Origin of the sequence: Foetidibacter luteolus (assembly GCF_009650435.1) — a bacterium.
Taxonomy (GTDB): domain Bacteria; phylum Bacteroidota; class Bacteroidia; order Chitinophagales; family Chitinophagaceae; genus Foetidibacter; species Foetidibacter luteolus.
Genome location: NZ_VVIP01000003.1, coordinates 84,064 through 100,009, shown reverse-complemented (window position 1 = coordinate 100,009; position 15,946 = coordinate 84,064). Strand labels below are relative to the sequence as shown.

The 15,946-nt window shown below is 41.0% G+C and carries 14 protein-coding genes and 16 tRNA genes; 3 read left to right on the top strand and 27 right to left on the bottom strand.

Annotated features, from left to right (window positions below; translation table 11 throughout):
- Positions 1–108 precede the first annotated feature (108 nt).
- The 4 genes from F0364_RS00555 to F0364_RS00540 form a co-directional block, all read right to left on the bottom strand.
- Entirely contained in the window at positions 109–1,173 is a 1,065-nt protein-coding gene (locus tag F0364_RS00555; protein ID WP_235920973.1) for a nucleotidyltransferase domain-containing protein, read from the bottom strand.
- Entirely contained in the window at positions 1,151–1,915 is a 765-nt protein-coding gene (locus tag F0364_RS00550) for a nucleotidyltransferase domain-containing protein (protein ID WP_153795792.1), read from the bottom strand. Before F0364_RS00550 ends, F0364_RS00555 begins: the two co-directional genes overlap by 23 nt.
- Positions 1,912–2,478 (bottom strand): DinB family protein, encoded by a 567-nt coding sequence (locus F0364_RS00545; protein WP_207632445.1) that lies wholly within the window; start codon positions 2,476–2,478, stop codon positions 1,912–1,914. Before F0364_RS00545 ends, F0364_RS00550 begins: the two co-directional genes overlap by 4 nt.
- 403 nt (positions 2,479–2,881) lie before the next feature.
- Positions 2,882–2,957: transfer RNA gene (locus F0364_RS00540), tRNA-Pro, on the bottom strand.
- Between the two features lie 114 nt (positions 2,958–3,071).
- Here F0364_RS00540 and F0364_RS00535 point away from each other — a divergent pair.
- On the top strand, positions 3,072–3,251 hold the full coding sequence (locus F0364_RS00535; RefSeq protein WP_153795790.1) for a hypothetical protein: 180 nt from the start codon (positions 3,072–3,074) through the stop codon (positions 3,249–3,251).
- A gap of 1 nt (position 3,252) precedes the next feature.
- On the opposite strand, the gene F0364_RS00530 is transcribed toward F0364_RS00535, so the two are convergent.
- The 4 genes from F0364_RS00530 to F0364_RS00520 all read right to left on the bottom strand — a co-directional run bounded on the left by F0364_RS00530 (position 3,253) and on the right by F0364_RS00520 (position 6,393).
- A complete protein-coding gene (locus F0364_RS00530; protein WP_153795789.1) occupies positions 3,253–4,773 on the bottom strand; it encodes a TROVE domain-containing protein in 1,521 nt (506 codons plus the stop codon).
- 118 nt (positions 4,774–4,891) lie between these two features.
- Positions 4,892–5,518: a slipin family protein gene (locus F0364_RS28795; protein WP_207632444.1), complete on the bottom strand. Its 627-nt coding sequence runs from the start codon at positions 5,516–5,518 to the stop codon at positions 4,892–4,894.
- Positions 5,496–5,990 (bottom strand): hypothetical protein, encoded by a 495-nt coding sequence (locus F0364_RS28790; RefSeq protein ID WP_207632443.1) that lies wholly within the window; start codon positions 5,988–5,990, stop codon positions 5,496–5,498. Before F0364_RS28790 ends, F0364_RS28795 begins: the two co-directional genes overlap by 23 nt.
- A 350-nt stretch (positions 5,991–6,340) precedes the next feature.
- Positions 6,341–6,393 (bottom strand) — tRNA-OTHER (locus tag F0364_RS00520).
- Positions 6,394–6,906: 513 nt separating this feature from the next.
- On the opposite strand from F0364_RS00520, the gene F0364_RS00515 reads away from it, so the two are divergent.
- Positions 6,907–7,926: a helix-turn-helix transcriptional regulator gene (locus tag F0364_RS00515; protein WP_153795788.1), complete on the top strand. Its 1,020-nt coding sequence runs from the start codon at positions 6,907–6,909 to the stop codon at positions 7,924–7,926.
- Here the strand turns inward: F0364_RS00515 and F0364_RS00510 are convergent.
- From F0364_RS00510 to F0364_RS00425, 18 genes are all read right to left on the bottom strand, one after another.
- The gene (locus F0364_RS00510) at positions 7,923–9,002 is read right to left on the bottom strand and encodes an AAA family ATPase (protein ID WP_153795787.1); all 1,080 of its coding nucleotides are present in this window, start codon (positions 9,000–9,002) and stop codon (positions 7,923–7,925) included. The genes F0364_RS00515 and F0364_RS00510 overlap by 4 nt on opposite strands.
- A 140-nt stretch (positions 9,003–9,142) precedes the next feature.
- On the bottom strand, positions 9,143–9,886 hold the full coding sequence (locus F0364_RS00505) for a hypothetical protein (RefSeq protein WP_153795786.1): 744 nt from the start codon (positions 9,884–9,886) through the stop codon (positions 9,143–9,145).
- Positions 9,887–10,023: 137 nt separating this feature from the next.
- Complete coding sequence (locus tag F0364_RS00500) at positions 10,024–10,509, bottom strand: ribonuclease H-like YkuK family protein (protein WP_153795785.1); 486 nt, start codon at positions 10,507–10,509, stop codon at positions 10,024–10,026.
- Positions 10,510–10,552: 43 nt separating this feature from the next.
- Positions 10,553–10,623 (bottom strand) — tRNA-Trp (locus F0364_RS00495).
- A gap of 343 nt (positions 10,624–10,966) precedes the next feature.
- Positions 10,967–11,038: transfer RNA gene (locus tag F0364_RS00490), tRNA-Phe, on the bottom strand.
- Between the two features lie 21 nt (positions 11,039–11,059).
- Positions 11,060–11,145, bottom strand: a tRNA-Ser gene (locus F0364_RS00485).
- 7 nt (positions 11,146–11,152) lie between these two features.
- Positions 11,153–11,235 (bottom strand) — tRNA-Ser (locus F0364_RS00480).
- A gap of 5 nt (positions 11,236–11,240) precedes the next feature.
- Positions 11,241–11,324, bottom strand: a tRNA-Tyr gene (locus F0364_RS00475).
- 5 nt (positions 11,325–11,329) lie between these two features.
- Positions 11,330–11,401 (bottom strand) — tRNA-Asn (locus tag F0364_RS00470).
- Between the two features lie 91 nt (positions 11,402–11,492).
- Positions 11,493–11,566 (bottom strand) — tRNA-Lys (locus F0364_RS00465).
- 96 nt (positions 11,567–11,662) lie between these two features.
- A tRNA-Met gene (locus tag F0364_RS00460) sits at positions 11,663–11,734 on the bottom strand.
- A 3-nt stretch (positions 11,735–11,737) separates the two neighbouring features.
- Positions 11,738–11,813: transfer RNA gene (locus F0364_RS00455), tRNA-Leu, on the bottom strand.
- A gap of 7 nt (positions 11,814–11,820) precedes the next feature.
- Positions 11,821–11,893 (bottom strand) — tRNA-Ile (locus tag F0364_RS00450).
- A 6-nt stretch (positions 11,894–11,899) separates the two neighbouring features.
- Positions 11,900–11,972 (bottom strand) — tRNA-Arg (locus tag F0364_RS00445).
- A gap of 158 nt (positions 11,973–12,130) precedes the next feature.
- Positions 12,131–12,203, bottom strand: a tRNA-His gene (locus F0364_RS00440).
- 5 nt (positions 12,204–12,208) lie between these two features.
- A tRNA-Gln gene (locus F0364_RS00435) sits at positions 12,209–12,279 on the bottom strand.
- 1 nt (position 12,280) lies between these two features.
- Positions 12,281–12,356, bottom strand: a tRNA-Glu gene (locus tag F0364_RS00430).
- A gap of 90 nt (positions 12,357–12,446) precedes the next feature.
- Positions 12,447–13,004 (bottom strand): hypothetical protein, encoded by a 558-nt coding sequence (locus tag F0364_RS00425; protein WP_153795784.1) that lies wholly within the window; start codon positions 13,002–13,004, stop codon positions 12,447–12,449.
- Positions 13,005–13,647: 643 nt separating this feature from the next.
- On the opposite strand from F0364_RS00425, the gene F0364_RS00420 reads away from it, so the two are divergent.
- Positions 13,648–15,096, top strand: coding sequence for a vWA domain-containing protein (locus tag F0364_RS00420; protein ID WP_153795783.1), 1,449 nt, complete (start codon positions 13,648–13,650; stop codon positions 15,094–15,096).
- Positions 15,097–15,378: 282 nt separating this feature from the next.
- On the opposite strand, the gene F0364_RS00415 is transcribed toward F0364_RS00420, so the two are convergent.
- On the bottom strand, positions 15,379–15,807 hold the full coding sequence (locus F0364_RS00415; RefSeq protein ID WP_153795782.1) for a GNAT family N-acetyltransferase: 429 nt from the start codon (positions 15,805–15,807) through the stop codon (positions 15,379–15,381).
- Positions 15,808–15,946 lie beyond the last annotated feature (139 nt).

Sequence of the window (15,946 nt, the reverse complement as noted above, 5' to 3'; positions counted from 1 at the left end):
TTTGCTTTTCATGGCGACTTCGTTGCGTCGCAATCCGTTCATCGTCCGGAGCTATGTGGAGCTTTGCTCTCAGAACAAATAGTCACATTCATAACACACCTCCTCTTTTTATAATTTATAATAACTGGAACGCATTTCAATTAACAATTTATTTACCTGTACTAAATCAGGTTCGTCAGGTAACGATGAACTTTCGTATAATGACGGCAATTCATTTTTTAGAGCTTCAGCCTTCTCTACCAACTCGTCATACTCATACTTTCCTTGTTTTATGCTTAATAAAAAATCCCTGTCTTTTCGATGCACATTCACTTTTCTTTCTATTGCTATTTCCCTGGCCATCAACAACAGCCTGAAAACATGCATCATGTTCTTGGAGTCATAATTCTTTCCATGCGCCACGCTGGTATTGTAACGCTCTTCATTTCGGTTTTCTACCCATTCCCAATATTCTTTATAGCGTTTGCAGTAAACAGAGTACCCATCTTTATTAAAGTACAACAAACCAATCGGGTCGGCATTTTTGGGAATATTGCTCTGGCATACGTCATTGGCATCTTCCGTTCTTGTAACTCCTGAACAATTCAGATTAGCTGAATAATAAAGATTATAACAGTCCCGCATGTGGGGAATCGCACTAAGCCCAAGTTGTTCCTGGCTGTATCCTGTTATCGCCAGAAAATCACTTAAGTTCATGGATTTTTTTCCAGTACGGACAAAGCAAAAATCCAATACTGATTTTCTTCCTTTTTCAACCGGATTTACAAATTTCTTCTCTAACCCGTACGCCTTCTTTATTTGAGTAAAGGCATAATTAGCAAACGTCTTTTCGCAAAGCCTGGATAAGAACATTTCAGCTTTCACATTACCCATAAGTGCATGCTTTAACAGAACACAATGATCCGGTACATTCAACATCTCCATAATATTGGGATTATTCTTTGAAAGCAGTTCTATAAAGCGCCGCAATTCATAGTACACGATATCGTTTGTTTCATTAGATACCTGCGGTACATAGTCGAGGGAGTAAAACAATGCTTTCGGCAAAACATACACTCCCCGGATATCTGTATCCGATGTGGGCGTATCCAGGCCATAAGCCCTGCTTCCCATGACAGTTTCAAAAATCAGCCATCCATTTCCTTTTATATCATCTATCGTTAACATTTCCATTTATCATTTTAAGAAAGAAAGCATCAAGGTCAGCAAAGCTTGTTTTGCTAACGCCGATTTTTTTCCCTGAAGACTTCAGTTTAAACCACATGGATTCTACCCAGTTATGCATCCATAAGCTTTTGGGGTGCAGGTATTTCTCGTTAACACCAGCTTTCAGTTTTATCAGTTCTTCAAGCTTGCTCCTGGCCGCATCATCTATTGTATCCATCAATCCGAATATGTTCATTGGAAGTACAGAGCTATTCTGTATTATCCAGTTGCAAGACAGCAATGACCTTACCAGGTAGAAGAAGCTTTTTAGCTTTATTTCATTTTTATCTTTCAAATCATCCCAAAACTTGCCAGCCAGGGAATAATGATGAAAAAATACAGCCGTTGGCGAGTAATGCGCTTCTATCAGTGTTTTAAACGCCTGCGAGAAACCAGCCTCATCAAAGTAAACGATGGGAGATTGAAACCTTTCTATCAAAGGCGTGTTTGATTTTTTCAGCAGCAGCAGCGATTTTCTTAAATCCCAGCCTGTTACATCAAAATCCCCATCCATGTGTTCTATTGAGTCTTTATGATGCCCCAATGATAAATACCAATCCCGTTTATGCATATATAAAAATCTTACATCATAATCACTGTCGGGTGATGGGAAGCCCCATGCCCTGCTGCCTGTTTCACAGGCATAGAGTATTTTTATTTTGTATCTGCTTTCTATGTCAGTCAGCATATCCTTTATTCTATGCTTCATATCTGATCTTTTTTAAAATTCCTTTCAATATTTTCCATTTGTGAAATATGCCTCTTCGCATGTTGCCCCAGGAAAAGAATATAATGATACACGTCTATCTTCCCGAGATTATTTACACTCATCATGGTTTTGTATAATGCACCTTCCCCATTTGGCATCTGATTGAGGCAACTCAAACATTGAATCAACTGATCTTTCATTTTCTGCCTGGTTTCCGAAAGTTCAACATTTCCGGTTGGTTCCATGTGCTGAGGTCTACTCCATACAAATGAATTATGTACAGCGATGGTATTCAAGTTAAGCCAATCAATTTTATAATCAGCCTGTACTGAATACACATTCATTTTAGCAGCCTTATTAAGCGACTTTATTGTTCCCTTCTTAATAAGAATCAGCAGATAGTAGTTGGTTAGGGTAATGTGCTCCAATATCTGCCTGATTGTCCAACCGGTTTTGTTTGGTCTATAGTCCATCAACAATTTGTCTATATCAAACCATGCATCAACATCTGCAAATGTATCTGACAGGCTTTGCCTGATACTTGCGATTATGTTATCATTCATACGCATACATTTAATTTGCCACGAATTGCTCAATAGAATTATTGCTGTTGAACGGAGCGTCGCAAGCAAAGCTCAATTCATATTCTGTCGCTGACGACCAAAATTCAATCATTGCTTCAGGGTAAAAATCGAAAGGGTACGCTGCTCTGCCAACTGAGCTACCAGCCTGCTTTTTTTGCAGACCAGGCGGGACTCGAACCCGCGACCTGCCGATTAACAGTCGAAGTAGCCCTTGTCTGCGACACCTGTAACAATGACCCTTTTTTAAAACAGGGTAATACAGCGAAAAGAGATTCATTCATTTGCTCTAACCAACTGAGCTACCTGCTGAATATTCAGCAGTACCGGGCTCGAACCGGCGACCCAATGATCCCATCGAAGTAACTCTTTTCTACGACACCTGTGGTATAGCAGGCAGGGCTCGAACCTGCAACCTCTCCGCTCCAGACGGAGTATCCAACCAATTGGAATGCTGCTATATAAAACAGCGGTAATATTTGAACAGTACTTGTTTTTGCCAGACGAAGTATTACTGTTGCACGACACGCTGTAAAGGGTAGGGATAAAAACGTTGCAAGGATAAACAGTAGGGAGTGAAAATTGAGACGAGAAATGGCGGCTTTCAGGCCGGGGAGTTGCACCCCTCCTTTATAAAAGGCTCTGCCAATTTGAATGGAGACGAAGTATCTCATCTCTACGACATCCCTTCTTGTAAAACTTGTTCAAAGAGCTTTGTAAAAGTAGCATCCGGCATACACCGGTATGCTACTTGATTTATAATTCGATGCTGTTAATCATTTGCACTGCATCTGTACCATCTTCTATGGCACGAAGCACATCAAAGATCTTGTCGCTCCAGCCGGCAATCAAAAACACATCATCCCGCAACACATTCAATGGCGTATTGCCATGGCCGGCAAGGTCAAACAGGTATAGCTTAGCGGCAGGGGCAATTTTTTTGTATTGCCTCCACAGGCCTGCAATGGTTTCACCTGTGTTGTTGCTGTTCCACAACTGGCAGTCGGTAAACATCATAATCTTATCAACTGCTTTGTTTTTCATCAACAGGTCTTTAATAACCAGGTAACCGTTGGTGCTGTAGCCAACTTCTCCTTCACGGCGGTGATACTCCTGTACATTGGCCAGGATATTCTTTTTTGGCACGCCGATTATTTTCCAGCTATCGCCAAACATACCTGTAGTTACATTTTCGCAACGGCTTTGCAACAACATTGCCAGCATGAGCCCTATATCATAATTCTGTATTTTGCTTTTTGGGCTTATAGCAGTTTGCATACTTCCGCTAACATCTGCTGCAATAACCACTTTGGTACCTGCATCGTAGCCGGCTATATTCGCTGCGCTGAACAATACTGCCTGTTCCAAAGCTTCCAATACCAGGCCTACCCGGCCATCAGCCAATTGCTTTAACTCACGGTAAGCGCCCAGGAAACGGAATGGCAACTGCTTGCTGTTTGCTACAGCTTTTTCATTTGACAGGTAAGCGCATACTTTTTTTAAAGCTTCATTGCTTACCTCTGCTTCCATTATATTCCGTAGGTTACGCAACGTTGCCATATAACCCAGTTTGTTGCTGAATATCAGTTCCTCCCATTTTCCACGAAAAGCCTGGCGCTTTGTTTCTGCATCGTCAAATTTAAGCTGGCCAAGCGCACTCAACTCTACTTCCCAGGTATAGGGAACTTCCAGTTCATCTTTGGCTATCTTATCAAACAATTGCTGCTGTGCTTCATCTTTTGCCTTTGGGTGTACCAGGAATAAAGCATCTTTCAATTTTACATTAGCATCCCGGTTGTACTTGGCAAACTGGTATTCATCAAAATTGTTGAATGCTTCAGCCACTCCTTTTTGCAATTGTTTGCTCAACTTATTCAGTTGTTTAACTTCTTTTCGTGCATTGGCCATGGCATAATAAGCCAGCAACTCGGTTATCTCGTCTGCACGCTGAATTACACGTCCGGTTAGTTTGCTTACCAAATTATCTCCGCTATGGCGTTTAGCCAGCTCAACTACCAATACCGGCGGAATGCTGCGCAGGTACATTTGTTCCCGTGCATAAACAGCCAGCTTAGCTACAAAAGCTGCATCATTCTTTTCAATCAGTTCTATGATACGTTGCAACTTATCGTTCGCTTTCTCATAAAACTGCTCGCTTAATGCGGCGGTGGCTACAGCGGTGTACAGCTCTAACTGTATTGGTAGTGCGAAAGCTGTTTCACCTTCTTTGTTGATTATTTCTTTTTGTTGTTTTGAAAGCATGAAATTGAATTTCATTCTGCACCCCCTTTATTTTGGTTTGATGATACAAACCTCTTACGTTACTGTGCAACCTTTTTGCACAGTAAAAATTATTTTTTAATAGATGCCGCCTCTTATGGCGACATCTATACTATTACTTCTGCGGAACGAAGATTTGCTTCAACTGCTCTATCAACACGCCATTTCCACTAAGGCTGATATTGGTTATTTTATCCGCTATCTTTTCCACGTATTCCATTTCTTTCAATTTGAACAGCATGCTGTTTTCCTCCATTAGCTTTGCAGTATTCAGCAAACTTCTTGTGCTGGCAGTTTCTTCGCGGCGCATGATAACATTTGCCTGTGCCTTTTTCTCGGCTATCAATACCTGGTTCATAATTTCCTTTACATCACCAGGTAAAATGATGTCACGAATACCAAAGTCGTTTACTTCAATACCACATGCCAACGCTTTTTCTGTCACAGCTTTCAAAATAAAGGGAGCGATGCTTTCCTTTTTCTCAAGCAGTTCATCAAAGCTTAACCCGCCGATATATTCACGTAAGGCCAACTGAAAAGCCACATACAATTGTTTATCGAAATCTTTATTGTATAACAGAGCCTTTTCAATATCCACAACTTTGTACTGTGCCTGGCCGTTAAGACGCAATGCCGCTTTGTCCCTCGTTAATATTTCCTGTCCGTTAATCTCCAGTTGTAACTGGCGGGTATCCACTTTTCCTACACTAACGGCGATATTATTCTTCCACCAATAGTACACCCCCGCTGTTTAATTGCTGAACATATCTTCCATCTACAAACAACAGTGCTTTTTCATAGTTTTCTACACTAAAGCTTCTTACAAATGGAGCAAGCAATTTGTGTTGCAAAGTGGCACGGCCTATTTGCTCTGTTATCTCAGCCTTGCTTATATCTGCATAAATAAAATCATATTGAACAATTCCTTTCCAAAAGCTATAACGGCCAGCAGTCAATACCTGCTTCAGTAAACCATTTTCATACTGCAACACAATCTCATTATCTTTTACATCTACTACATGTAATGCATTCAGCAGCATGTTATCTTGTAAGAGTATGTTTAATTCAACCGGTGAATGGAACTGTTTGGTTGTATCACAAACAACTGCATATTCATTCCACAGCCAGTAGTTACCTTCTTTCAGCATGCGCTTATAAGAATCTTTCTTAAATACCAAACCAACCTGGTAAGCGCCAATTTTTACATGTTTCATTTTTGTTGTTTATGGATTTAATCATTTTTTTAAGGGCCTTTACCTCTTTCCATTTAAAAGCAACGGAAGCCGGTTTCAGGAATAGTTTGGGCAATAGTTCAATACAACAACAGAAAGTTATTTCTGTATTCAGTAGATTGAAGTAATGCACTCCTCTATACCTTTTACACCCGCCTGCAGGTAACTTTTAACTTGCCGCATGTTTTTAACATAGTTAAGTTTAGGGCTGTTACACAGCAGGAAAGCGGTAAAGGCTGTTTTACTTCGCCATTTTTTGAGAAGCAGCGTACTTCTTCTGAATCCTACATTAACAGTGTAGTGCTCTAACCACCTGAGCTACCCAAGTGAAGTTGGAGTGGGATTCGAACCCACGCATTTCCTGTTGCTCTACCAATTGAGCTATTCCGCATTTGCGGAAAGAGGAGTCGAACCTCTGACCCACAGATCCTATGGCGGACACCGTCCAATGATGCAACAGCATACAGATAGTTACTACGTCTGCACTGCGATGCGGTTAAACATCCACCTGGTTTGCATTCAAAGAATCAATATCCGTCTTCCCGTTAAGGAAGCTTTTGCGTTAGCTTAACTGCTAACAATATTTTATTCTAAATAGTTATTTTCGCTACTCAGAAGACCTACACCCCATGATGGAATTTTTCGGCACACTTACTCTTTTTTATTTGTACTGCTGTCCTGAACTTGTTTGTCTGTATCAGCCTGCTGCACATTGCTAAGCAGAGAACAAGGCGCACAAGTGAGTGACACAACGAAGCTTCATAGCAGCAATGCCGTTTGTCTCATGATATTTTTCGTCTCAGAGTACTTGTTTTGCTTTGGTGATACAAACTTCATGGACTACTGTGCAACCTTTTTGCACAGTAAAAATTATTTTATACTTTTCTCAAAAAAATTCATGCCTGTAAACCGAAACGCATTGATACGGTACCGTACCATTGATAAATGCCTGCAAAACCGCCGTCGTAAATGGACGATTGATGGCCTTATTGAATCATGTAATGAGGCACTCTACGAATACGAAGGCATAGATAAATCCGTTAGTATGCGTACCATTCGGTTTGACCTGAATGCAATGCGCAGCGATAAGCTGGGTTACAATGCGCCGATCATTGTTACTGATAAAAAATATTACAGCTATGAAGACCCGGAATACTCGATCGCCAACATCCCACTTACTTCCCAGGACCTGAATATCCTGCAGGAAGTATCGCACCTGCTGCGCCAGTTTAAAGGCTTCAGCCACTTTAATGAAGTAGCTGAAATGCTAAACAAACTGGAAGACAAAATTTACAGCGAACAACACAACAGCCAACCTGTAATTGATTTTGAAAAGAATGAACTGCTTACCGGTATTCAATGGCTGGATATTTTACACAAAGCCATCGTATCCAGGTCAACAGTTCAGCTTACGTATCAGTCTTTCAAAGCACGGGAGGCCAGCGACATTATCTTCTATCCCTATCTCTTAAAAGAATACCGCAACCGGTGGTTTATCCTGGGCATGACCAAAAAGGGCAAAGAAATCTGCACATTTGCACTTGACCGCATCCGGGAAATTGTTACCTTACCAGGTGAAATCTACCGTGAGCATAAGAGCTTTGACCCACACACTTATTTCAGCGATATTGTGGGTGTAACACGAAATACAGGTGATATACCCACAATTATTGAATTTCTCGCCGATCGCTACCAGTCGCCTTATATAAAAACCAAACCTATTCATGCTTCGCAAAAAATTGTGGAAGAAACGCTGGAAGGTACTGTTTTCAGTATCTGCGTAATACCCAACTTTGAACTGGAACGCGAATTGATTGGCTTTAGTGAAGGGTTGAAAATTTTATCCCCGGCGCCATTCCTTCGGCGTATTAAGCGAAAAGCAAGGTTGATGTACGAAGTGTATTTTGGAGAAGATTAATTCTCCAGTACCGCATCTCTGCGAAAGCCAAGTACTTCTATACGTTGGGATGGTTCGAAAGTTTTCTCGTGCTGGTTGCTTATTTCAGCAACAGTCATGGGCTGGGTGATTACTGTATCAAAACCAAAATGGGTACTTAATCGCTGCGCCTTCTCAATACTCAGCTTACCGAACTCATATTTTGCAATAAGCCGTCCTTTACGCATAAGCGCACTGTCTACCAATGTCAATGAGCTATTAAAAGTGCAAATAAGCTGTACATTCAGAAAATCGGCAAGCAGTCCGTCTGAAATATTCAGCAGGTTGGAGACGGATGAGTCATTGCTCATGCGTCTGTCGAGTATTATATTCTCTGCATCTTCAATAATCAAAACGGTGTCAGGATTGTCTATGAGCAGATCAATAAAATCCGGGCTCATCAAGTTACCCGCAATGTTTGGCGATAAAAACAACACTCTTTTTTTTATTTTCCCAATCAGGTAGCGCAAGTAAGTTGTTTTACCGGTTCCAGGCAACCCATGCAGTAAAACGATACCCTTGTCTTTCTTTTGGTTCAGGCGCTTGATAATGGTATCATTAACAGGCTTAAACTCATCTTCATAAAACAAATCAATATCCAGCCTGGCCCTTTTTATTTCCATTCCTCTAAGCGTCATACCATTACCTTCCCTGCATATAAGATTTATTTCCAATGGTTGCCTTCGCTGCCTTTCTTTAAATTGCATTGCCAGAGTGGTTACAATGCCTAGCATTTCATTTTGTGTCCCATCATGCAACAAGTAGCAATATTCTTCATCAAATTCAATCAAAAAATTGCAGTTTAGTACTACCATTGCCATGTCAAAAACATATTTCTTCTTTTTGTACTCAAACCAGGAGTATTCATGTATGTCTTTTATATAAGCATGATACGTTTTTGTAAAGGCATTAAATGCTCTCTCTCCATCCACGCTGCTGATGTAATTTACATTGGGTAACTTCCCAAAGTAATGCATGTATAAGCTTTTCGAATTAAGGAAACGATTATCAAACACGTTAATGTTGTTAGTCGTTTTCTGGTTATTCTGAGTGTTCATTGTTATTTAGTTTAATCAACTTGAAATAGCTGCTATTAAGCAAAATGATGTTGGAATAAGACATCTTTCTAATGCAACATTTTTGTATAAAAGCATTGCTCTATTTCAATACAAAGTGCGCATAAGTGAGTTTTGAGAGTTTACATTTCCTGTTCTTTTATAGCATCAAGAAGTCTTGGCAATGGCGTATGCTTAAAGGCAAGAGGTTCTTTTTTCTTATTTGTTCTCCGTCTGTATGGATAGTGCCCATCAAGAAGATGACCTATACGTCCGGACAAATTACTTTGGTGTACATAATTACGTATTTCGCGTAACCTTTTTTCGATCAGCGCATCATGTTTCCTGACCTGTGAGATAAAATTTGGTTTTATTTTTAAAACATATCGCCAGGGCTCATTGAATACATAGTACTTTATAAATCCATTTTTTGATTTTTCAAAACGATATTCCGGATGAAAGAATTGCTTTTCATTGTCATTGAAATTCAGTTTATTAAAATGCTGCTCATCAGGCTTCAACAACTCTTGCTTGGGAATAATATAAATTCTCCGGGTTACTCTTTTCTTTTTCTTTCTGAAATCCTTCGTCGCATTCCATTCACATGTATTAATCTTCCTAAGAATCTCTTTGAAGAAGTCAGCATGTTTGCTTTTTGCAACATCATTGCTCAAAACAAAAAAACGATTCCACCCCTTTTGGTATGGGGGATTTAATGGTTCCCACCCTAAATTTTTCTGCTGTTCATAAAGTAAATTCTCTTCTTTTTCAAGTGCGATTAATTGCTTGTCAAAATCTTCGTACTGCATACGCTTCTTTTGCCGTGCAGTACGTAAACGGTAAGAAAGAATTTCCGTACCGAATTGGTGAATAAGTTTTGTGTCCATAATGAATTATTTGATTCGATCGAAAACTCCTGTGCCATTGTTCCATGCCTATCCGGCTTCTCATTATGAACTGTAAATTCTTTTTCATTCTATACTTTTATAGATGCCGTGCAATGGGCACGGCATCCTGTTATTTTTTATGATTGCACCACTTTATCTGCGCAGTTAGAGCTGGCAAATGCATGCGGCTTTGCTTTAAACTCAAACCCCATCCCCATAATGTAACCCATTGCATCTTTCAATGCATCGTTACTTTTAAAAGCGGGGTTGGTGTTTATATCCGCATGAACTTCCATGTGCACATTAAACGCAATAAAGATGTCTGTTAAAGCGAAAGTAATTTCCACGCTCCTTGATACTTCTTCCAGCATCCTTTGTTTAATACCCATTCTGCGCTGTACAGAATCTTTGTTGATGTACATAAAGCCACCTTTTCCTTTCCGTAGAAATACAATAACGGTAGCAAAAGTTGTTTCGCGGCTTTTTACCTGGCTGTCAGTACCAATGCACACTTTAATCTCATGCCCCATATCTTTTTCCCTCATCAGCATTTGCCGTATTTCTTCCTTAATCGGCAGCTTTATCCGGGTACCGTCAAGCCGTCTCCATTGTTGATGTTCCATGTCATACCATCCTTAATTTTTAGGTTACAGAGTTTTCATTTTGCATGGGTTCTCAGACTCGAACTAAGACCAACGGTTTTGGAGACCGCTATGCTGCCATTGCACCAAACCCATATTATTTTCTTTTTTTTATGAGCCCAACTGTATTGCTGCTATTAAGCTTTTCTTGCGTCGCACTCTTGTACGTTCTGAACATTATTCATCCTTTTTCCTTCTCCTTTAGGAGAAGTTGCCCAAAGGGCGGATGAGGTTCTATTAAGCATTTGCCTCAATAGCGCACCCTGAGAAAACGAAGAGCTTTGTTCATTATTGAGCAATATGCCAAATCGCGTAAGCGGGTACCAGATCATATATATGAACCATTTACCCCCGAGTCGTGCAGAAGATTCGAACTTCTTTCTTCCGGGTTGCGGCCGGATGCATAGGCCATCTCTGCCAGCACGACATTTACATCAGGTGGACGAAGCTGGACTCGAACCAGCACTGTCACGGCTTCAGCGTGATGCTCTTCCATTGGAGCTATTCGTCCATTTAATTTAGCCAGCAATCGCGGAGGATGTAAGAATCGAACTTACCTGGGTTTCACCCCAACCCTGGTTTAGCATACCAGTACCTTACCATCTCGGTCAATCCTCCATACCTGCGGAGAGAGAGGGAATCGAACCCCCGGACCTTTTACAGCCTACTGTTTTCAAGACAGCTTCCTCTACCAACCGGACTCTCTCCATTTGTGTGAGTGGCTGGATTTGAACCAGCTAAGTTTTAAAACGATGGTTTTACAGACCATTGCGGCTCTCCAGCTTCGCCGCACTCACATAAGCGGATGAAGAAAGAATCGAACTTTCAACCTGGCGCTTAACAAGCGCATGCTCTTCCATTAAGCTATTCATCCATTACCACGATCGTAACCTGACTTTACTGATTAACCTGATAGTAACTTCCCAAGGCAATCATTTTAATCAGCATGAAATCGTGGTCGTTTGTTGGCCCGGTGAGAATCGAACTCACAACCCTCCGGTTAAAAGCCGGATACTCTAACCAATTAAGCTACGAACCAATCTTTACCAGGAGTTTAGTGTGATTATTCTGATGAGCCTGATGGTAACTTTTAACGGCTATCATCTTAATCACACTAAAGCCGCTGTTCAGATAGTTGCGGCTGTTGGATTCGAACCAACATTTGAAGCTTATGAGACTTCCGGGTTAGCCATTACCCTAAACCACATTCTGGTAAACCTGAACAGATTCGAACTGTTACTAAGTGGCTTCTAAGACCACTGCCTCTTCCGTTGGGCTACAGGCTTATTTTTGTCGATCCGGCAGGGCTCGAACCTGCAGCCCTGAACGTATAAGGTTCCTGCTCTTACTATTGAGCTACGGATCAGCAAGGTTGGCTTAAGAAGATTCGAACTCCTGTCTCCGCGTTCGTAGCGCGGTATTCTCATCCATTAAACTATAAGCCAGTGTTTGTGCGGCTTCCAGATTTGAACTGAAAACATTCGCCTTATGCTTACCTCCCAGAAAGGGAGGAAGACGAGCATGTTACCCTTACACCAAGCCGCATTATCTTTTGTCGTATTTCAACATTCCCCGCTCATCATACCTTGTTCTGAATTCACCTGGTTGACTCCGGGGCTCGAACCCTGTTCTCCACATTCACAGTGTGGTGCTTTACCAGTTAAGCTAAAGCCAACATTTGTTGCAGGAACAGGGCTCGAACCTGTATCACCAGGTTCAAATTCTGGCATGTTGCCATTACACCATCCCGCAATGGTAATCTGCACGGGACTCGAACCCGTATTATAAGATCGAAAATCTTATGTCCTGGCCGGTTAGACGAGCAGACCCTTTTTAAAAAGCTTGGAAAAGCAGCCCCCTTGAGGGAGCTGCGTTGTTCCCTCCTTTTATAAGCCAATACCTTCTATATTTCTGATTGATCAGTTCATTTCAGGTTGCCGGGCAAATCCTACTACCTGTACCTGGGCAGAAGATGAAGCGGCTGATTGAAATTCTGCCAGCTTCTTCACTACCCTGTTAGCCCACGCATAACTCTCTGGCCCATGCAATAAATGGCAATAGTTGGCGCCTAATTCAATCATCCTGTTACCGGTAAGCACAAAAACAGTGTTGTTGAAAAAACTTTTCTGTTCGGCCTGGTCAAAATAGCAATGCTGGTACGTATTTGTAATATCGGTTTTAAAAACGTCTGCTATATAGCTGTAAGCTTCTGCAGCATCCAGCTCGCTAATGAACTGAACACAGGGCACCCGGTCAAATTCAACTATGTAAAAAACTTTCACATCTAAAAAGTGCCCGCTAAACAAAGGCCCGGCATTTGTAATCTTTCTTCGTAAAAACCATTTCATTTCACACCTCCGGTTTATTTCTGTTTTATCCTGACTTTCATTATTTGTTTTTCTTTCCATCCTTCTGTTGCCCTCAATAACCAATATCAAGAGGCAAATAATAATGATGACTATACAATATGAAAACATATAAGATGATTTATGGCCAAATAAAAAGCCCGGTCAGTTGTTACCGACCGGGCTTCTACCTGCTGATAAAAAATCAGCAAAGCATACTATTACACGCCGGTCGTTGTTGTATATAAAATTTTCCTATCGCCTCAAAACAATTATCACTTTCCAGGATATGCACACTACTGCCATTCGAATTGGGCACAATATCCCTCCACATCTCACAGGGTGAGCTGCCGGGGTTTGTAGCCTTCTGTCGCATGATAATATTGTAGCTGTGCATGTGGGTTTTTATATTTTATTCTTTTGTGATAGAATTTAAAATAAAAACCCCGCATTTTGTGCGGGGCCTTTTATCAGTCAGTTAGTTTTGTTTGCAAATTAACTTACAGTTTTACATGCCCCGCAGATAATGTAGCCCAGCGGACTAAACCATCTTTTTGATTCTATGTGAAGATTTAATTGTTGCATGTATTAACTGTTTTAAATTTTTTTGTGACGCAAAATTGTATTTTTTTTCTAATTGCTTCCAAATTTTTTTAAAACTTTTTTTAGTTTTTTTTTATTAAGGCACACTTACACCCTTTAACAAAAACTTTGCACGTCATCTTATGCAATACTCCAAGTTGCCTAATCGTAGCGGCAAAAAAGAAAACCGCTTATGAAACCTCAAATCATTAAACCGCTATTACTGTTAAGTATTACCATCTCCCTTTTTGCATTTTACAATTTTCGCGACGAGCACAAAAGGGTCTCAATTTCTTCATCTAAAGGCGCCGATGATTTTGCAGCACCTCAGCCTAACCAGTTTTATGGCACTACAGATTCGCAAAAGAATGGTTTACTCAATTGCAGCATAGGGTTAGATAATGACAGTTATTGGATTGACAGTGCCAGTAAAATAGCCTACCTGTACGTGGAGATAAAGGCGGATAAATTTGAAATGCCTGATCATGTAAGAACACCACTTAACTTATCTATTGTTATAGACAGGAGCGGCTCTATGGCCGGCGATAAAATTAAGTTTGTAAAGCAGGCAGCTAAATTTGCCATTGATCACCTTACGCCTGAAGACTATATTTCAATTGTGGCCTACGACGATGTGGTTGAAATTCTGCAGCCATCTGTGAAGGCCGATAACAAACACCTAATCAAAGAAAAAATTGACCGGCTTACAGACCGTGGAAGCACCAATTTATCCGGTGGTGCACAGGAGGGATATACACAGGTAAAAGCCAATTACAAAAAGAACTTCATTAACCGTGTTCTGCTGCTTAGCGACGGACTGGCAAACACCGGCATTACAGACCCTGCAAAAATTAAAGAAACAGTAAGGGCCAGGAACTATGAAGATGGTATAAGCCTTTCCACATTTGGCGTTGGCCTTGATTATAATGAAGACCTGATGACAGCCATGGCCGAATCCGGCGCAGGCAATTATTTTTTTATAGACAATCCCGAAACAATCGCTTCACTTTTTGATAAAGAGCTGAAAGGCTTGCTGCATGTTACAGCCCAAAATACCAGGCTTACAGTAACGGTGCCTGAAGGCGCCAGCCTTGAAAAAGTGTATGGTTACAGTTTTATTCAGACAGGCAACCAGGCTACAGTGGAAATGAGGGATATTTTTTCTGAGGAAATAAAAGGCGTTCTAATGCGCTTTACGTTAAACAATGGTATTAAAAAAGAATTGAAGTTTGATGCAAACATATCTTTTGATGCCACTGAAAGCAATAGCCATTCAACAATAACGCTGAGCAAGTTGCTTAAGCCTGAAAAAGATAAAACCACATACGCTAACAATTTTAATAAGCTGGTAATGGAGCAGGTGGCATTGTACAAATCCAATGAACAGTTGGAGCTTGCCATGCAGGAAGTGGATAAAGGAAACTATGAAAATGCCAGGAGGATGGTTACAGCCAACCAGGCGTACCTTAAATACAATACATTGCATTTTTCAGCTTCAAAGGAGTTGGTTAAAATGGATTCGGTAAACACTGCATACCTGGAAAAGATAAAGCAGGCGGAAACAATGGAATCAGGAGAAATGAAGATGCTTCAAAAATCTTCTAAAAGTTACAACTATAAAGTAAGGGCTAAAAAAAATTAGGCATTCTTTTGTACCAGCCATAAACGCTGTATAGTATGCAGCTACCCGTAATTTCAACCCGGCCCTTCTTATTATTCCGCACAGTATAGGTTAAGCAATCTTTACAATACCTGGCAGTTTGCATACAATACCAATGTAGTTAAATGCCACATCCTCAATCTACATGGGCTGAAAAGCCGCGCAGCGAACAGAACGTACAAGAGTGCGACGCAACGGAAGCTTAATGGATGTTCCTGCCGCCGGGCCCAAAAAAATCTTACTTAATAAGTAAATAGTTGGGGCTTATAAATCTTTCTGCATTTCGTAGTGTGGAACTGTAACTTCTATAAATTCATCGCCGCAGGCCCTGTAGCCCAGTTTCTCATAAAAGCCCAGGGCCGTTTTGCGGGCATGCATGGTTATTTTTTTATACCCCATATCCCGGGCAACATTTTCAGCAAACTGCATTAAGGCGCGGCCAAGGCCCTTGCCCTGCAGACCGGATATGACAGCCATTTGCCGCAGCCTTACCACACCAGGTTCTGTTTGGGTAAGCAGGCAGCAGCCCTCCATCCGGTCATCATCAAAGCAACCAATTAAAATATCGTTCTTTTCCTTTTCCAGCTCTTCTTCGGTAAACGAAAGGTTTAATGGCTTACGCAGCATTTGCAGGCGCAGGTCAACCATTTGCCTGTACTCTTTAGAACCGTGATCTATCAATTTTAAAGCCATATACGAAGTTTGCCGCCTCAAGATACCAATCATTTTTTAGATATAGCCCGGTACCAAAGGCCCAACGTGCATAAAACACCGCCAAAACACACGGAAAAAACAAAAAACAGATAACCCATTGCGGATTGGTCAAAAATTA